Source organism: Microcoleus sp. T3_D1 (assembly GCF_036700405.1).
In the GTDB taxonomy this organism is placed as follows: Bacteria; Cyanobacteriota; Cyanobacteriia; order Cyanobacteriales; family Microcoleaceae; genus Microcoleus.
Genome location: NZ_JAUBOV010000004.1, coordinates 116,415 through 133,010 on the forward strand (window position 1 = coordinate 116,415; position 16,596 = coordinate 133,010).

A 16,596-nucleotide genomic window follows, 5' to 3' on the forward strand; every position below is an offset into this window, starting at 1 on the left:
ACAGTCTTGGGTTCATTACTGTGTTTTTTGTACCAAAAGACGCGTTGCTGCCCTTTTCCCTGGTTAAAAACCCCGTTGCTTTGGTCAAGAGTGCCTGAGTCCCCATAGCCTTGACAAAAGCTCGGTTAAGCAGGAAAATTAAATAAATGTTTTAAACAAAATACTCAGTGAAAGTTTCATTAGTAGTGAGCGATTTGTCAGGAGGAGGTGCAATTCGTGCTTTTTTATTAGCTCAAGTCTTGATAGAGCTTAAATGTGATGTAGAAGTTGTTGGATTTCAGTTTGGCACGGAATTGTATGCTACTCCTCCCAGAGACATCCCGGTATGTGCGATACCGGGTAAAAATTATCCGGGGTTTTTGATGGATGCTCAAAAACTTTGGAAAAAAATAGATGGGGATATTATTTATGCAGTCAAACCTAAACCTACAAGCTTGGGTTTATCGCTGCTCAAAAAACTGGCGAGTCGCCACTCTATAATTTTAGATATAGACGACTGGGAACTGAGCTGGTACGGGGGAGATGAATGGCAATACCGTCCCTCTTTCAAACAACTTTATCGAGATATTTTTAAACACAACGGTCAATTGAGAGAACCAGATCATCCCCTCTATCTCAAGTGGATGGAAAGTCTCATTCACCGTGCGGATGCAGTCACCGTTGATACTGAGTTTTTAAAACAGCGTTTTGGTGGTGTATATTTGCCTAATGGTAAGGATACTGCAATGTTCGATCCTGCTAAATACAATCCTGAATTGAGCAGACAGCGTTACGGCTTGTCCGGGTATAGAATCTTAATGTTTCCCGGTGCGCCGCGACCTCACAAAGGTGTTGAGGATGTTTTGATGGCCCTCGAACAGTTAAATGAACCCGATTTAAAATTAGCGATCGTCGGCGGGAGTCCTTATGATGATTATGATGATAAACTTGTGAAACAATGGGGGCGTTGGATTATTAAACTGCCAAGGTTTCCAGTGGAGACGATGCCGTCGGTTGTAGCGGCGGCTCATGTTGTCGTTGTTCCTCAGCGAGAAACTCTCACAGCCGTGGCTCAGTTTCCGCTCAAGCTGACAGATGGCATGGCAATGGCTAAGCCTGTTTTGTCTACGCGAGTGGGGGATATTCCAGCAATTTTAGGAGGAACGGGTTATTTAGTCGATCCGAGTTCTCCCGCTCAAATTTCCCAAAAAATTCAATGGATATTTCAAAATTTGACAGCGGCTAATTTACAAGGAATGAAAGCTCGGGAAAGATGTGTAAAAAAATATAGTATTCAAGCAATGAAACCGATACTTTCAGATATAATTGCAGGTATGTAAAGGTTATTTTAAAACTACTCAAGGGAGGAAGAAAAACTGGCTGTTATTAAAGAATTTTTTGAGATGCCGTACTGTTTAGCTGGGAATGCTTCATGTCTGCCAATAAGCTACTCCTAAAATTTGCCAGACGATATCCCGGCAGGATTCTCTTAACCGTGATGCTGGGCTTTTCTGGCGCTTTATTCAACGGTATCAGCACTACTCTGATTGTACCAGTTCTTTTAAGTTTTTTAGATCACGCTATCGAGCTGCGCGGCGCTCCACCTCTAATTAAAACTTTGATGTATCCCTTTGAGGGAATGCCCGAAAATCAGCGTTTAATGTTGATGACGGGGGCGGTTGTGCTGGCAATTTTTTTAAAAAATGTTGCGAGTTATATCAATACTTTAGTAGCTACTTCTCTGACGCGCTCTCTGACTTTTGATTTGCGAGAAGCAGGTTTGCGGTTGTTGTTAGAAGTTGATTTAGATTTTTACTCAAAAACTAAAGTCGGGGATTTAATTAATAGATTGGGCGGAGAGATTGGTCGGACTGCTAGTGCAGTTGGTACGGCCATCGGAATGTTTACTACGTCAATCACGGTTTTGGTTTTTGTGGGTCTGCTACTTTCTATCTCGTGGAAACTGACGGTGACAGCTACAGTTTTGCTGGCGTTAGTTGCTTGGGCTAATCAATATATTATTAACCGTTCCAAGCATTTTGGTCACCTGCTTTCTGAAATGTCGAAAGATTATTCGGTTAGGGTGCTGGAAACCATTACGGGGATTCGGCTGGTCAAGTCAACGGGGAACGAGGAAAGGGAGTATCAGCGGATAAAGCATTTAATTCAAAGGCGAGAACAAGCGGATTTTCAGGCTCAGGTAAATTATGCGGCGATCGCCCCAATTAACGAAGTTGTTAATTTGATAGTTATAATTTTGATTGTATTTATAGGTCGCACAATATTTGCGAAGGAGATAGAGTCTATTGCTACAATTTTATTAACCTATTTATTGGTACTTTTTAGGTTAATTCCTTTAATTTCTCAGTTGAATAGCGGGCGCAGTCAATTTGCAAATACGTCGGCTAGTGTAGAGGTGGTTAATGATTTTTTGAGCTGCGAGGACAAGCCATTTATGCTGAACGGTTCTGTGCCTTACACTCATTTGCGATCGGGAATTCATTTTAATAAAATATCTTTTAGTTATCCTAACCACAAAAATTTAGTTTTGCAAGGAATTGATTTATTTCTACCTCACGGCACTACGTTGGCTTTGGTAGGAACTTCGGGTTCTGGCAAGTCAACTTTGGCAGATTTACTGCCGAGATTTTACGATCCTACTGAAGGTCATATCTCGATCGATGGCAGGGATTTGCGCGAATTTGAGCTGAAAAGTCTCAGACAAGCGATGGGTATTGTTAGCCAAGATACGTTTTTGTTTAATGCTTCAGTGCGCGAAAATATTGCTTACGCTAGACCCCAAGCGACTGAGGAAGAAATTGTGGAAGCGGCGAAGGGAGCGAATGCTTACGAGTTTATCCAACTATTGCCGGAGGGGTTGGATACTCAAATTGGCGATCGGGGCGTGATTTTATCGGGAGGGCAGCGTCAGAGAATTTCAATTGCTAGAGCCCTGCTGCAAAACCCGGAAATCTTAATTTTAGATGAGGCAACGAGTTCGCTGGATACGGTTTCGGAAAGGTACGTGCAAGCGGCGATCGAGAAATTGAGCTGCGATCGCACAACCTTAGTAATCGCCCACCGCCTCTCCACAGTCCAAAAAGCCCACAAAATCGCCGTGATCGATCGCGGACAAGTAGTAGAAATGGGTTCCCACGAAGAATTGCTAGCCAAAGGAGGGTACTACACTCGCTTGTATTCAGTGCAATTTGCAGAAGAAACCGCTCGCGATGAAGCTCTAATTAGAGGTTCTTACGAAATTCGCACTCGCCTGACTCCCATGATAGCTTACCTCAAATTGCTCGTAGATGAAATGGTAGACTCTCCCGAAGAAAGAGACGAGTTAATCCGAGAATCATTTCACTCGGCTGCTAATATTTTCACTACTTTAGAATTTATAGAAAATACTATTAAGCGTCAGGCTGTTAAAAAGTAGTCAGTTGGCAGTTGGCAGTTGGCAGTTGGCAGTAGTCATTAGTCAACAGTCAACAGTCAACAGTCAACAGTCAACAGTCAACAGTCAACAGTCAACAATTACCAATTACTAACTACCAATTACCATGCCCAAATATTATGTATTTTTTACCAGAAATATCTTGCCGCAACCCAATGTAGCGAGCTTAGTTCAAGTTGCACACTCTGCCAATGCCGCAGCAAACCTCGGTTATCCAGCAGTTTTGGTATACCTCCGCAAAGGCTGGAGTGCTTTGAATCCAGTTGATTTGCTTTTTCCTTTTCAACCCCGGAAACCCGATGAAAAACTTGCCACAATTTACAATATTCAAGATAAATTAAAAGTAGCAGATTTACCGATGCCGTGGCCGATCGACCTTTTGGACAGCAAGTGGACGAGTTCCAGTACAATAGTATCAAAATACTACTTACCGATTCACCTGGTTAAATCAACTAAAATTGTCCACACCCGCGACTGGAACTTTGTCAAAGCAGCAGTTAAAAACGGAATTCCCGCTATCTACGAACAGCACCATCATGAAGACAAAAATTTTGAACCAGAAATCCTTCGCAATCCTCTATTTCAAATTGCTGTAACTGTTGCAGATACTGTCCGAGACAGCATGATTTTGAATGGAATGCCACCGGAAAAAGTAATTACGCTGCACAACGGTTTTAACCATTTGTTTCTCGCGAGACAAACAGAAGCAGCCCAAAATTGGCGAAAGCAATTATTAGAAGATGACAGACAGCATTTAGCAGTTTATGCAGGGGGACTTTACCCGTTTAAAGGTGTTGATATGTTGGTGGATGTGGCTAAGGAATTGCCACTGGTTCAATTTGCGATCGCCGGCGGTGATTCATCCCAAGTAACAGCCTACCAGCAGTTAGCCAAATCCAAGCAAGTTAACAACATTAAATTTCTCGGCTACCTCCCTCAAAATCAACTTGCTAGCTTGCTGCAAGCAGCCGATGTTTTGACTCACCCGCACTGTTTGACAGAAGCCGCGACGTTCACATCTCCTTTAAAATTCTTTGATTACATGGCATCGGGAACTCCGATTGTAGCAACGGAGATTGCATCTTTAATGGAATTTAAATCGGGAAATATAGCAGCAACTTGGTGCGAACCGGATAACCCGCACCATTTCGCGCAAAGCATTCAAGCTTGTTTAACAAAATATCCCAGGAAGGTCGAAGGTTATGCAGAAACCTTGAATTTTGTCAAGCAATTCTCGTGGGAAAATAGGATACAGAAAATTATGGGTTATGTAGATGAGCAAGTGCGATATCCGATAATTCAAAATTCCGTAGGGGCGGGTTTTACCAACAATCATCGCCTCAAATAAACAATCTCATAAACCCGCCCTGCCCAACGGAAAAACCACATTTATTATCAGTAGGCGCGGGTTTTACCAACAATTATCGCCTCAAATAAACAATCTCATAAACCCGCCCCGCCGACACGCAAAAACCAGATTTATTATTAGATATGAACCCAAAAATTATCGGCACAATCACCACCTACCCAGGGATGAGTCAAAGCGACTGGCTGTGGCAACAAACCCCCCAAAACTTCGGCAAATGGGGAAACATTCAAATGCTCGCCAACCACCCAGAACCAGACTTTTTACTCATGTATCAATTCGACTTTCCCAAACCTCCCAAAAAGCAATCGTGGCTCGATAAAATCCGCCAATACAGACATCAAAACCAAGAAAACGACATTCAAGAAAAATTGCGCGGTGTCCCCAAGGAACGCATAATTTACCTGATCCGCGAGCCACCCTTACCAGAAGTTATTGCAATTACCAAAGCCAACTACGAACAAGCCAAACTTTATTGCGGTTACGTTTCCGGGCCCGACGATTTCGCACCCAAACCAGATTATATGCCCGCGATTTGGTATCACTCTAACTCGTTTCGAGAACTAGATGAAATGCCTGCGCCGCCGAAAACTAAATCCTGTTCTTGGATTACTTCAGGGGTTAGCCGCACCGCCAATCACCGCCACAGATTAGATTTTATCAAATTGCTGCGATCGCAAGAATTGGATTTTGACCTTTACGGGCGAAACTTGCCAACTTGGGCGCGCGGGAACGGGATTGTGAACAATAAATGGCACGCTGTCGCACCATACTATTACAACTTAGCTATTGAAAATTATGCCGAAAACGATTGGTATGTCAGCGAGAAGCTTTGGGATGCTTTGTTAGCTTGGTGTTTGCCAATTTATTACGGCGGTTCGGCGGCGGATAAGTTGTTGCCGGCGGGGAGTTTTCTGAGGCTGCCGAGTTTGGATGAGAAAGGAGTAGAATTTATTAAAGAGGTTGTGGCTAATGCGGATTATTGGCATGAAGCGAGGGAGAAAATTGCCGAAGCCAGACAAATCATTCTCCACGAATTGAACCTGCTCAATTGGCTGTCTAACTTTGTATCTTAGGAAATAGCGCAATGGCAGAAAACCCAAATCAACCCAGAGAATATGATGCCGTCAAAGGCGGTCAAAATCCGCCACCCATAGATGCTGCTGTCTTAGGCGGGATTTCCGGCGTTAAGAGCCGTTTGGCTTCACCGATTGTCGAGGTGAAAATTGCTGCACTGTCTGAAGCGCTGAAATATGGAGATGCAGGTTTAGATTTAATCGTTGGGGTACTGCAAGATGAATCAATGGCGGTAAAATTTGCAGCCTATTCGCTGCTGAAGGATAGAGATGAACCAAGTATCAAAGAGCAGTTACAAAAATATTTGCCTATTTTTGACTTTGATGTAATAACAGTTGATTCGTATGGAAAAGAAAACAGTCGCAGCCGTCATTATGCTCACTTCTTCGCAGAAGACTTAGGGAACGGAGTTGTGCTGGAAATGGTATCGATTCCCGGTGGCACTTTTATGATGGGTTCGCCTCCAACAGAGGAAGGTAGAGACTGTTGTGAAAGTCCGCAGCATCAAGTAACAGTACCCGCTTTTTTTGCAGGCAAATATCCCATCACCCAAGCACAGTGGCAAGCAGTGATGGGAAACAACCCATCAAATTTCGGGGGTGAAAAACGTCCTGTAGAAACAGTATCGTGGGATATGGCCGTCGAATTCTGTGGCAAACTATCGCAAAAAACCGGGAAAAAATATCGCCTCCTAAGTGAAGCAGAATGGGAATACGCCTGTCGTGCCCGAACTACAACCCCATTTCATTTTGGGGAAACTATTACCCCGCAATTAGTCAACTATGACGGATGCATACCCTACGCAAACGCCCCCGAAGGACTTGACCGCCGCTGCCAAACAATCTCTGTCGGGAGATTTCCCCCCAATGCCTTTGGATTGTACGATATGCACGGCCATGTTTGGGAGTGGTGCAGCGATAGGTGGCACAAAAACTATAGGGGCGCACCAACGGACGGAAGTTCCTGGGAAACTGGCACAGATACTTACCGGGTGCTGCGTGGCGGTTCCTGGTACGAGTATGTAGTCCTTTGCCGCTGTGCCTATCGTTACTCGTACTCGGCGGACTTCAGGTGTTTGCAGTGGGGGTTTCGCGTAGCGGTGGCGTCGGTTTCTCCCTAGTCCTAGTTTTCCCGCGAGGAGTCTTTTCTATCCTTTTACCCTTTAAATGATTCGGCGGTTGAAACCCCTTCTACACAAACAAAGTCCGCCTTCGCGAGACGATAGATATGAATGGAATTTGCACGCTTGCCAACGATACAGTTTACGACCAACTAATTGCCTTGCTCAACAGTATTGAAGTTATCTTAGGCTCAAATACTCCTGTCTGTATTTATCCTTTCGACGACCAAATAGAGGAAATCAAAGCAGAAATTGTCAACCGTCCCAACGTCTTTATTTATGAAGATAGCGCATCTATTCAGCGATGGGATAAATTCATGCAAGCAGCGGCACCAGAGCGTTTGAACCGCAAAAAATTCCGGCTTTACGGCGCACACCGGCGCTTTTGCGCTTTCGACGGCCCGTTTGAAAAGTTTATCTATATGGATGCGGATACTTTGGTGATGAATTCCCTTGATGCGGTTTTTCAGAAGTTAGAGGAATCTGATTTTGTGGTTTATGATTTTCAATTTCTATCCCCAACTAAAGTATACAATATTCAGTCACCCAAGCTCCTCGAAGTTTTTGAACAAAATCGGATAGACTCGGAAATATTTTGTTCTGGATTTTACGCCAGCAAGCAAGGATTGTTTGAGCAAAATACTAGAGAATGGCTGTTAGCTCAACTGCAAGCTGGCGAGACGGAAATTCTCTATGAAGGTGCGGGAGAACAGCCGTTGCTCAATTATATGGTGATGAAAACGGGGATGAATAGCTATAATTTTGCTTATAGCCTCCCGGATGGCGAAAAAACTGGGTGCAGCGTCACTTCCCAACATTTTGAAGAGCAAGATCGGATTTTGTACGACAAGGGAAACCGACTTACTTACATTCATTATATTGGTGTGCAGCCCGATTTAATTCGGAGAGTTTGTGCGGGCGAAAATATTGAGTTTCCCTATCGCGATTTGTTTCTGCATTACCGCTATCTCCGCGAACCGTCAAAGCGTCCCATTTTTGCCGAAGCGCCAAAGTCTTATACTGAGGTTTCTGCGCCGAATTTGTTAAAAAGGGTATTGAGAAGGTTGAGGATAAATGTATGAGTCGCGGTATTTATATTGTTGCGAATGATAAGGTGATCGAAAGTGCGATCGCCCTTTTAAACAGCATACGTCTGTACAATTGTCAAGTCCCTGTTTTTCTGATTCCCTTCGACGACAATTATCAGCAAGTCGCAGCCGCCCTCAGCAGTCTCCACGGGGTGCAATTGTTCCCAAATCTGGAGTTGGTGGAACAGTTTACCAGAGAAATTGGCCAAATGTTCGATCGCAACTTTTTAGCCCTCCCCAACAAAATGCGAAAACTCGCCGCCTGGTTTGGCCCCCTTGACGAATTTCTGTACATCGATACCGATATCATCGTCTTTGAAGACATCGCAGACAACTTAAACAAACTATCAGAAGTAGACTTTTTTTGCTGCGACTACCACCACCTCAGCGAAAAACTGCGAAATGTATTTTCACCCGCTGTAAAAGAACAGAATATCTTTACCGACTCACAGCTTCAAGATGTATTCAACAGCGGTTTTTGGGCTTCTAGAAAAGGAACTATTACAGAATCGCAAATGTATGAAATTTTGCAAGAATGTTCGCAGCATCGAGAATATTTTGACTTTACTCAAAATGTCACAGACCAACCTATACTAAATTATATTATTCTTAAGCTGATTCCCAAGCGCTGCAACCTTGTTCAAGCTTCACCAAGCGAACCTGGAAGCTGGGCTGGTTCCAAACATTTTCAAGAAATAGATTATGTTCTTTATGACAAAGGCAAAAGGTTAAAATATATTCACTGGGCGGGAATACCAATTAAATCGGGTAGTCCTTATTGGAATCTTTGGAAACATTATCGTTATCTCAATGAGGAACAACCAAATTTAGTGCAAAAAATATTTCGGACTTTCAGTAGGTGAGGATAAAATTATATGTTGTATCATTATCAACCAGCTTTGCAGAACAGGCAAGATGCCTGTTCCACAATTCATAAATTTGGGGGTGCTTTTGACACCAGACAAGCTTTGAAGAACAGGCAAGATGCCTGTTCCACAATTCATAAATTCGGGGGTTTTTCTGACAGCCAACAAGCTTTGAAGAACAGGCAAGATGCCTGTTCCACAATTCATAAATTTGGGGGTGCTTTTGACACCCGACAAGCTTTGGAGAACAGGCAAGATGCCTGTTCCACAATTCATAAATTTTGTTGTGTTTCTGACAGCCAACAAGCTTTGGAGAACAGGCAAGATGCCTGTTCCACAATTCATAAATTTTGTTGTGTTTCTGACAGCCAACAAGCTTTGGAGAACAGGCAAGATGCCTGTTCCACAATCAATAAATTTTATTTCTTGTGGTGTGGGCATCTTGCCCGCACCTAAAAAGCAATATATATGCGCTGGGTTACTTATTAACTAAAAAACTATGGCTGACGGCATTTATATTCTGGCAAACGATGTTGTTTTCGACCACTTAGTCGCTTTATTAAACAGCCTCGAAGTCAACGGGGCAAAAAATATTCCTATTTGCATCATTCCCTACGATGACAGAATGAAAAAAGTGCAAGTAGAAATTGCAACTCGTCCTCATGTCACCCTGTTTGAAAATACCGATTCCCTCCATTTCTGGGAAGACTTTGCGACTCAAGTTTGGAAAACTCATGCAAAAGCTCAAACAGTTTGGCAATCTAAAGGTTTGAAACCTGTTCAATGTTTGGAGATGCACCGAAAATTATGTTGTTTCGACGGCCCTTTTGATAAATTCATCTATTTTGACGCAGACACTCTGTTAATGGGTTGTCTCGATTACATTTATCAAAAACTCGATGATTTTGATTGGGTAGCAAACGATTTTCAATACAAATCCGACCTCAATTATATATTTGATTTTTCCTCCCCCAAATTACCTCAAGTTTTAAACTTGGAGGAACTGCAATCTCATACTTTTTGTGCGGGTTGGTTTGCGTCAAAACTAGGGGTTTTTAGTCGAAATAATGCTTCTCAATTTATAGAAAAATTAACATCAGGAGAAGCGGAAATTATGTCTTTGCGGGGCGCTGACCAATCTTTACTTAACTATTTAGTTGCCCGCAGCAAAATATCTTTTTACAACTTTGCATATACTCAACCCGAACAGGTGACGGGGAATCATTGGTCTTCTCAATTTGATGTGATAGATTATGTTCTATATGACAAAGGGCGACGGTTGACTTATTTGCATTACATGAGTATTTCGGCTGCAAAGTTTACTCGATTGTGTGCTGGTGAAGATGTGGATATTCCCTACCGAGATGTATTTCTGCATTACCGTTATTTGAAGTCGCCGGAAAAATGCCCCAAACTCAAATCCCCAAGTTTGCTAGTGCGCGGATACAGAAATGCCAAAACCTTTGTCAGGCAAAAAAATATCAACTTTAGGTATAGATTGGCAAATACAGAAATGAATATTTTGCGAAAAGCTGGCCGAAAAATTCGCAGTTTACAACTCGAAAATAAAGTTTACCAACAGTATTACAAAATTATGATGGACTTGCGGACAAGCCTTCTAGGCGTTCGCTTAACTTCAATTCGGCGTCCGTCTGTGGCTAACAGAAGTAAAATATCTCTAGCTATTACCCATTTTAACCGTTCTAGTTTGGTTGTAGGGGCATTGTGCAATGCTTTGTATGACGATCGGATTGATGATATTATTATTTACGATGATGCTTCCTCCCCCGAAGAGTTTTCTAGGATGCAAGCAAATATAGCAAACTTGTCACCTAAGATTTCTATCTGCAGAGGTGAGCAAAATTTTGGTGCGTATAAAAGCAAAATTATGGCGATTTCCCACTGCAAAAATGAGTGGGCAATTATTCTTGACTCTGACAATGCCTTGAGCGAAACTTATGTCGATAGACTATACCACATAACTGCATGGAATCCCAACCTAATTTACTGTCCGACATCCGCAAATCCCTACTTTAATTTTAAATTATTTTCGGACACAGAAATCAATCTTGAAAAAGCACGAGAATTAATTCTAAATAATCCCAATCCTAAATTATTTCGCAATTTTATTAATGATGGAAACTACTTCGTCAATGTACAGAAATACCTGGATTGTGCCGAGGATAATCAAGATATTTGCGTGCAAGCTTCCGATGTCGCCGCTTTCAATTATTTGTGGTTAAAAAGTGGCGCCAGCTTGTATGCTGTGAGTAATTTAAGTTATTATCATCGGCTACATTCCGGCAGTTATTGGCTAAGTACAATGACTGATTCTAAAAAAGTTTTGAATAAAATTATCGAAGCCATTACTACTAACAAAAAGTACGATTTTTTCTAAAAGATAATGCTATAATCGCAGCATTTCGATTGCAGATAAACCTCAAAAGTTGGCGAATTCAAAAAATCAACAATGTTCAATTTAAGTTGCGGAATTTCTGGGATAGATAGCATCTAACTGTACTCTAACTGTACACAGACTGAATCCACTCCCATTCGCGCCTTAATCCTTCTTCTAAAGCAACCTGTGGCTGATAACCTAAGATTTTCTGGGCTTTAGACACATCCGCGCTAGTGTGCCGCGCGTCTCCCCTCGCAGCTTCGGTAAAATCTATCCGAATAGGTCGATCGACAATTCTCTCTATTGTATCAATAACTTCTTTCAAAACTACCCGACTTCCCCCACCAATATTAAAAACTTCCCCCGCAGCTTCTGGAACCTCAGCCGCCGCTAAATTTGCAGCAACGCAATCGCTGATAAACGTAAAATCCCGCGTTTGCAATCCGTCGCCGAAAATTGAAATCGCCTCGTCAAACAAAATCGACTTAAAAAACTTGTGAAAAGCCATATCGGGGCGCTGTCTGGGCCCGTAAACAGTAAAATAGCGCAGCGAAGTAGTGGGAAGACCAAAATTTTTGTAATAAAGCCCGCACAAACGTTCACCGGCTAATTTCGTAATTCCGTAGGGAGAAACCGGCTGCGGACAAGCATTTTCATTCGTGGGGAAAGATTCAGCATTGCCGTAAATTGAAGAAGAAGAAGCATAGACAAACTTTTGCAATTTTGGCGCATCTTTGGCCGCTTCTAACAATACTTGAGTGCTGTTAATATTGCGTTCGGTATAGCTGCGAAAACCGTCGCCCCAGCTAGCACGAACTCCTGCTTGCGCCGCCTGATGAAATATTACCTTAGCATCAGATAAAAGACCTCGCCAATTTAGAGACAAAATATCGCCTTCCACCAATTCAAAACCCGGATACCTTTCAAATCGTGCAATATTCTTGCGCTTTAGATCCGGATCGTAATAATCGTTGAACTCATCAACACCTATCACCGTCTCCCCTTGATTTAAAAGAGTTTCTACTAAGTTAGAGCCAATAAATCCCGCCGCACCCGTAACAATTAAAATACTCATTCGATTTTAGATTTTAGATTTTAGATTTTAGATTTAAAACTTTTTACACAAGTTATTTCCTAAGTTGTCATCATCTTCTTCTTTCTCTTCCTCTGCGTTCTCTGCGTTCTCTGCGGTTCAAAAAGCATCAAATAGGATAATCCTCGATAACTATCAACCCCCTTGCTTCTCACAAAAGAGGTTGATAGTTAACTTTCATTGTTCAAAAGAATCTAAATCCAGCGCTTGGGAACCTCCGCGTTCTAACTCAATCAAAAGCTTACCTAGCTGAGTCCAAACTAGCCAGCCCGTGAGTACCGTCAGCGGCAAAGCTAGGGCATAACAAAGTAGTTTTGGGAACCCAAAAATCTCCATCCCCGAAGCTAAAAATACACAAATACCGCCAGCCATTCCCAGAAAAGGTATGACCAATTGCAGCCTTGGCAGGTTAGCCAAAGTGCGAGTATAACGATTTTTAGACCACTGTTGTACGGATTGTTTGAGAGTTGCTTCAAATGCTACGCCGGAAGCCATACCTGCTAGTAATCCAGCCGACATTAAAAAATAGGGAGGTTCTGGAAAATAATACACGAATAATTCCTTAATTTGGGTAATAGGAAATGGGGAATTGGGCATGGGGCATTGGCCAAACAGGGCATTGGGCATTGGGTATGGGGAATTAGTTATTAGAACCAACAACTAACAACCAATAAATAACCAATGACTAATGACTAATGACCAATGACTAATGACTAAAATCGAGTTAGCGCGGCTGCTCCTGCTGTGGAAAACTCCGTCAAAGCGCCTAGAGCAACGTTGAACAGGCGACTGGGCTGCAAATCTTCCTTGACTAAGTTCCACAGGCTGCGAACTTCTTCGGTGTGGATTCGATCGTCCTCAATCAAAGCTAACATTAGCTGGCGTCTCAAAAACGACCCTTCCTCTGACAGCAAAAATTGCAAGCCTAGTTGTGCTGTGGGGAGCAAGTCGAAACTGCGATCCGATCGGGCGATCGCGATCATGTCCTCTAACCTGTTCCACTGGAATTTGCCATCTTTGAATAATACCTCAATCAGACGCCGCCGCAGAGCCGGAGATTCTCCGTTCAACAAACGCCGCGCTACATAAGGATACGCCACCTCGACTATCTTGAAATTCGGATTCAGCGTCAGGGCCAAACCTTCTTCTGTCACCAGAGAGCGAATAATTAAGGCAAATTTCGCCGGCACCCGGAAAGGATAATCGTACATCAACTCCGAAAACTGGTCTGTAATCGTCTTGAAGTTAAAATCTGACACCTTTTCGCCGACGATATCACCCAGTACAGATTCCAACGCCGGGACGATCGGCATAATATCTGTATCTGGAGTCAAAAAGCCAAGTTTGACAAAATCCTTGGCTAACTGTAAGTAATCTTTGTTGATCAAATGAACGACAGAATCAACCAAAGTTTCTTTAGTTGTTTCTTCCATCTGATCCATCATCCCAAAATCAATGTAAGCCATGCGGCCGTCCGCTAAGGCAAACAGATTTCCCGGATGAGGGTCAGCATGAAAAAATCCGTGTTCCAGCAACTGCCGCAAACCGCTGCGGACTCCGATTTCAATTAAACTATCGGTATCCAAACCTGCGGCTTTAACACTTGCCATATCTGTCAGCTTGATGCCGTCAATCCATTCGAGAGTCAGAACGCAATTTGAAGTATAACGCCAGTAAATACTGGGAACTTTTACTGTCGGATCGTCGGCAAAATTTGTAGCAAATTTCTCGGCGTTGCGGCCTTCATTGATATAATCAATTTCCTCGAACAATTTGATACCGAATTCATCGACTATTAAACAAAGGTCGTGACCGAGATTCAGCGGCAGCAACGGGCCCAACCATCCAGCCGCCCAGCGCATTAAATAAAGATCCAGGCTCAAGACGGGCAGCAAATTCGGTCGCTGAACCTTGACTGCTACTGCTTCCCCGGTGAGGAGGCGAGCTCGGTAGACTTGACCGAGACTTGCCGCGGCGACAGGTTCGGGGGAGATTTCGCTGTAGGTTTCGCTAATTTTGCGATCGAGTTGCGCTTCAATAATCTCGAAAGCGCGCACCGAGTCAAACGGCGGCAATTGATCCTGAAGTTTGATCAATTCTTCGAGAAAGTCTTTGCGGATCAAATCCGGTCTGGTAGAAAGGGCTTGGCCGACTTTAATGAAAGTGGGGCCCAAGCGAGTGAGTATTTGTCGTAGGTGGGCGGCCCGTTCCGGCTGGTGTGCTGCGACTTCGTGCTGCCAACTGTCCCACAGCATCCCCAGCACAAAGCCTGCAAAAGACCAAATAACGGTAATTGCGCGCCAAATTGCTTTCCAAGGACGTTTGCGGTAATACTGAGCGATCGCTTGTGGATCGTAGCGTCTAGCCTGAGTGAATTGATACTGAGGCACTCGTTTATTTTCCTCTTATCTTCTGAAAATTACAGGTTAAATTGAGAATTGGGCATCGGCCATCGGGCATGGGGCATTAGTTATCAGGCATCTGGCATCGGGCATCGGGGATTGGAAGTCGAAAATTAAAAGTTAAAACATTAATTATTCTTCCTTCTTCCTTCTTCCCTCTTCCCTCTTCCCTCTTCCTGACATCCGTTACATCCGTTACATCCGTTACATCCGTCGAGCGAATCCGTTGCCGAACTTCCTTCTTCGTCATTGACCGATCGCACTGCAAGGTTTAGGCGAGCGGAAAATGCACCCGTTCGAGGCGGATTGCTAGCCTAAATTTGTTTCTTTTCATTAAATATAGTACATAAAAGTACAAGTGATCGGTCAAAATACTTAACAGCTCTCCCTGATTGCTGTACATTCTCACACCACTGCAACCCTGCAATTCTTTTCTCCTCCTGCATTTCCCTCGCTGACGCCATCGCGCCAAAGCTACCGGATGCGATCGGCCTTTGCCAAGCAATCTTTCAGCCCATAAATCGTCCGCTCTTGTTGATCCCTCGACAGTTCCGGGAACATCGGCAAAGACAAGACTTCGCGACAAACTTGCTCAGCCTTTGGCAATTGGCCGGCAGAATAGCCCAAAGATTTGTAAACAGGTTGCAGGTGCAAAGGTAACGGATAGTAAACCATCGAACCGATGCCAGCTTCCTGCAACTGAGCCCGCATCCAATCTCGAAAATTGCCAGAGGGATTTTGCGCGTCTTCTGGACTTGTCAGCCGGATCGTGTATTGATTCCAAACTCCTTTTGCTTCGGGCAATTCTTTGGGGAGGGCAACTCCGGGCACGCGGGAGAGAAATTCGCTGTAAAGTGTCGCTTTCTCCTGCCGCTGAGCGTTCCAACTGTCGAGATACCGCAATTTAATGCTGAGAATCACCGCTTGCAGGGCATCTAAACGGCTGTTGTATCCGATTTCTTCGTAGAAATACCTAGAAGACTGTCCGTGTTCTTTGAGCATTCGCATTTCTGCTGCGAGGGCTCGATCGTTTGTCGTCACCGCGCCACCATCACCGCAAGCGCCTAAATTTTTGGTCGGATAAAAACTGAAACAGCCGACATGGCCGATGCTGCCGACTTTTCGAGACTGCCACTGGGCCCCGACAGACTGGGCGCAATCTTCAATTACGGCTAAATTGTGCCGAGTCGCAATTTCCATCAGCCGAGTCATGTCTACCGGTTGGCCGAAGATGTGGACGGGCATAATTGCCTTGGTTTTGTCGGTAATTGCCGCTTCGAGGAGCTCGACATCCAGATTAAAAGTCTCGCTGTCAATATCGACAAATACTGGAGTCGCACCGACGGCGCTAATTGTCTCAGCCGAAGCAAAAAAGGTAAAAGGAGTGGTAATCACTTCATCGCCAGGGCCAATTTTGAGAGCTCGCAAAGCCAAAATCAGGGCATCGGTGCCGGAGTTGCAGCCAACGCACTCGGAAACGCCGGTGTAGTCGGCGAACTCTCGTTCAAAACTCTTCACGGCCGGGCCGCCTACGTAGCCGCCAGAGGCAAGCACTTTTTGCACCGCTGCGGTTATCTCGTCGCCAATCTGGGCGTATTGGCGGGTTAAGTCGAGGGGGGGAACATTATTCACTCTTCACACCATAAATTTCAAGGATTATCAAAGCAAATTCTTGCAGCAAAACTGTTTCTCAGAAACCTTTATTGCAATATCTTATATTTGGACAGGCAAACAATCACATTATCGAAAGGGT

14 protein-coding genes are annotated in these 16,596 nt (G+C 43.8%); 9 read left to right on the plus strand and 5 right to left on the minus strand.

Features of this window, described 5'->3' with window-relative positions; translation table 11 throughout:
- Positions 1–167 precede the first annotated feature (167 nt).
- From QT992_RS03810 to QT992_RS03850, 9 genes are all read left to right on the plus strand, one after another.
- A complete protein-coding gene (locus tag QT992_RS03810; protein ID WP_333316066.1) occupies positions 168–1,319 on the plus strand; it encodes a glycosyltransferase family 4 protein in 1,152 nt (383 codons plus the stop codon).
- Between the two features lie 92 nt (positions 1,320–1,411).
- Entirely contained in the window at positions 1,412–3,415 is a 2,004-nt protein-coding gene (locus tag QT992_RS03815; RefSeq protein ID WP_333376559.1) for an ABC transporter ATP-binding protein, read from the plus strand.
- Positions 3,416–3,539: 124 nt separating this feature from the next.
- Positions 3,540–4,781, plus strand: coding sequence for a glycosyltransferase family 4 protein (locus QT992_RS03820; protein ID WP_333376561.1), 1,242 nt, complete (start codon positions 3,540–3,542; stop codon positions 4,779–4,781).
- 143 nt (positions 4,782–4,924) lie between these two features.
- Entirely contained in the window at positions 4,925–5,875 is a 951-nt protein-coding gene (locus tag QT992_RS03825; RefSeq protein ID WP_333376564.1) for a glycosyltransferase family 10 domain-containing protein, read from the plus strand.
- Positions 5,876–5,886: 11 nt separating this feature from the next.
- A complete protein-coding gene (locus tag QT992_RS03830) occupies positions 5,887–6,996 on the plus strand; it encodes a formylglycine-generating enzyme family protein (protein WP_333376566.1) in 1,110 nt (369 codons plus the stop codon).
- A gap of 107 nt (positions 6,997–7,103) precedes the next feature.
- The gene (locus QT992_RS03835; RefSeq protein WP_333376568.1) at positions 7,104–8,078 is read left to right on the plus strand and encodes an Npun_R2821/Npun_R2822 family protein; all 975 of its coding nucleotides are present in this window, start codon (positions 7,104–7,106) and stop codon (positions 8,076–8,078) included.
- The gene (locus QT992_RS03840; RefSeq protein ID WP_333376570.1) at positions 8,075–8,947 is read left to right on the plus strand and encodes an Npun_R2821/Npun_R2822 family protein; all 873 of its coding nucleotides are present in this window, start codon (positions 8,075–8,077) and stop codon (positions 8,945–8,947) included. The genes QT992_RS03835 and QT992_RS03840 overlap by 4 nt, the downstream gene beginning before the upstream one ends.
- A 12-nt stretch (positions 8,948–8,959) precedes the next feature.
- Positions 8,960–9,406, plus strand: a complete 447-nt coding sequence (locus QT992_RS03845) for a hypothetical protein (protein WP_333376572.1) — start codon at positions 8,960–8,962, stop codon at positions 9,404–9,406.
- Positions 9,407–9,449: 43 nt separating this feature from the next.
- A complete protein-coding gene (locus tag QT992_RS03850; RefSeq protein ID WP_333376574.1) occupies positions 9,450–11,348 on the plus strand; it encodes an Npun_R2821/Npun_R2822 family protein in 1,899 nt (632 codons plus the stop codon).
- A 124-nt stretch (positions 11,349–11,472) separates the two neighbouring features.
- Here QT992_RS03850 and QT992_RS03855 read toward each other — a convergent pair whose 3' ends face one another.
- From QT992_RS03855 to QT992_RS03875, 5 genes are all read right to left on the minus strand, one after another.
- Positions 11,473–12,423: an NAD-dependent epimerase/dehydratase family protein gene (locus QT992_RS03855; protein ID WP_333376576.1), complete on the minus strand. Its 951-nt coding sequence runs from the start codon at positions 12,421–12,423 to the stop codon at positions 11,473–11,475.
- A gap of 195 nt (positions 12,424–12,618) precedes the next feature.
- Entirely contained in the window at positions 12,619–13,038 is a 420-nt protein-coding gene (locus QT992_RS03860; RefSeq protein ID WP_445251114.1) for a hypothetical protein, read from the minus strand.
- Between the two features lie 116 nt (positions 13,039–13,154).
- Positions 13,155–14,831, minus strand: coding sequence for an AarF/ABC1/UbiB kinase family protein (locus QT992_RS03865; protein WP_333316085.1), 1,677 nt, complete (start codon positions 14,829–14,831; stop codon positions 13,155–13,157).
- A gap of 76 nt (positions 14,832–14,907) precedes the next feature.
- Positions 14,908–15,093, minus strand: a complete 186-nt coding sequence (locus QT992_RS03870; RefSeq protein ID WP_333376578.1) for a hypothetical protein — start codon at positions 15,091–15,093, stop codon at positions 14,908–14,910.
- A 224-nt stretch (positions 15,094–15,317) separates the two neighbouring features.
- Positions 15,318–16,475, minus strand: a complete 1,158-nt coding sequence (locus QT992_RS03875) for a DegT/DnrJ/EryC1/StrS family aminotransferase (protein ID WP_333376581.1) — start codon at positions 16,473–16,475, stop codon at positions 15,318–15,320.
- Between the last annotated feature and the right edge of the window lie 121 nt (positions 16,476–16,596).

Bases quoted from the DNA above. Each gene is read 5' to 3' on its own strand.
- QT992_RS03850 (WP_333376574.1), top strand. From the start codon at position 9,450: ATGGCTGACGGCATTTATATTCTGGCAAACGATGTTGTTTTCGACCAC.
- QT992_RS03845 (WP_333376572.1), top strand. From the start codon at position 8,960: ATGTTGTATCATTATCAACCAGCTTTGCAGAACAGGCAAGATGCCTGT.
- QT992_RS03830 (WP_333376566.1), top strand. From the start codon at position 5,887: ATGGCAGAAAACCCAAATCAACCCAGAGAATATGATGCCGTCAAAGGC.
- QT992_RS03815 (WP_333376559.1), top strand. From the start codon at position 1,412: ATGTCTGCCAATAAGCTACTCCTAAAATTTGCCAGACGATATCCCGGC.
- QT992_RS03835 (WP_333376568.1), top strand. From the start codon at position 7,104: ATGAATGGAATTTGCACGCTTGCCAACGATACAGTTTACGACCAACTA.
- QT992_RS03870 (WP_333376578.1), bottom strand. From the start codon at position 15,093: ATGACGAAGAAGGAAGTTCGGCAACGGATTCGCTCGACGGATGTAACG.
- QT992_RS03840 (WP_333376570.1), top strand. From the start codon at position 8,075: ATGAGTCGCGGTATTTATATTGTTGCGAATGATAAGGTGATCGAAAGT.
- QT992_RS03860 (WP_445251114.1), bottom strand. From the start codon at position 13,038: ATGCCCAATTCCCCATTTCCTATTACCCAAATTAAGGAATTATTCGTG.
- QT992_RS03855 (WP_333376576.1), bottom strand. From the start codon at position 12,423: ATGAGTATTTTAATTGTTACGGGTGCGGCGGGATTTATTGGCTCTAAC.
- QT992_RS03825 (WP_333376564.1), top strand. From the start codon at position 4,925: ATGAACCCAAAAATTATCGGCACAATCACCACCTACCCAGGGATGAGT.
- QT992_RS03820 (WP_333376561.1), top strand. From the start codon at position 3,540: ATGCCCAAATATTATGTATTTTTTACCAGAAATATCTTGCCGCAACCC.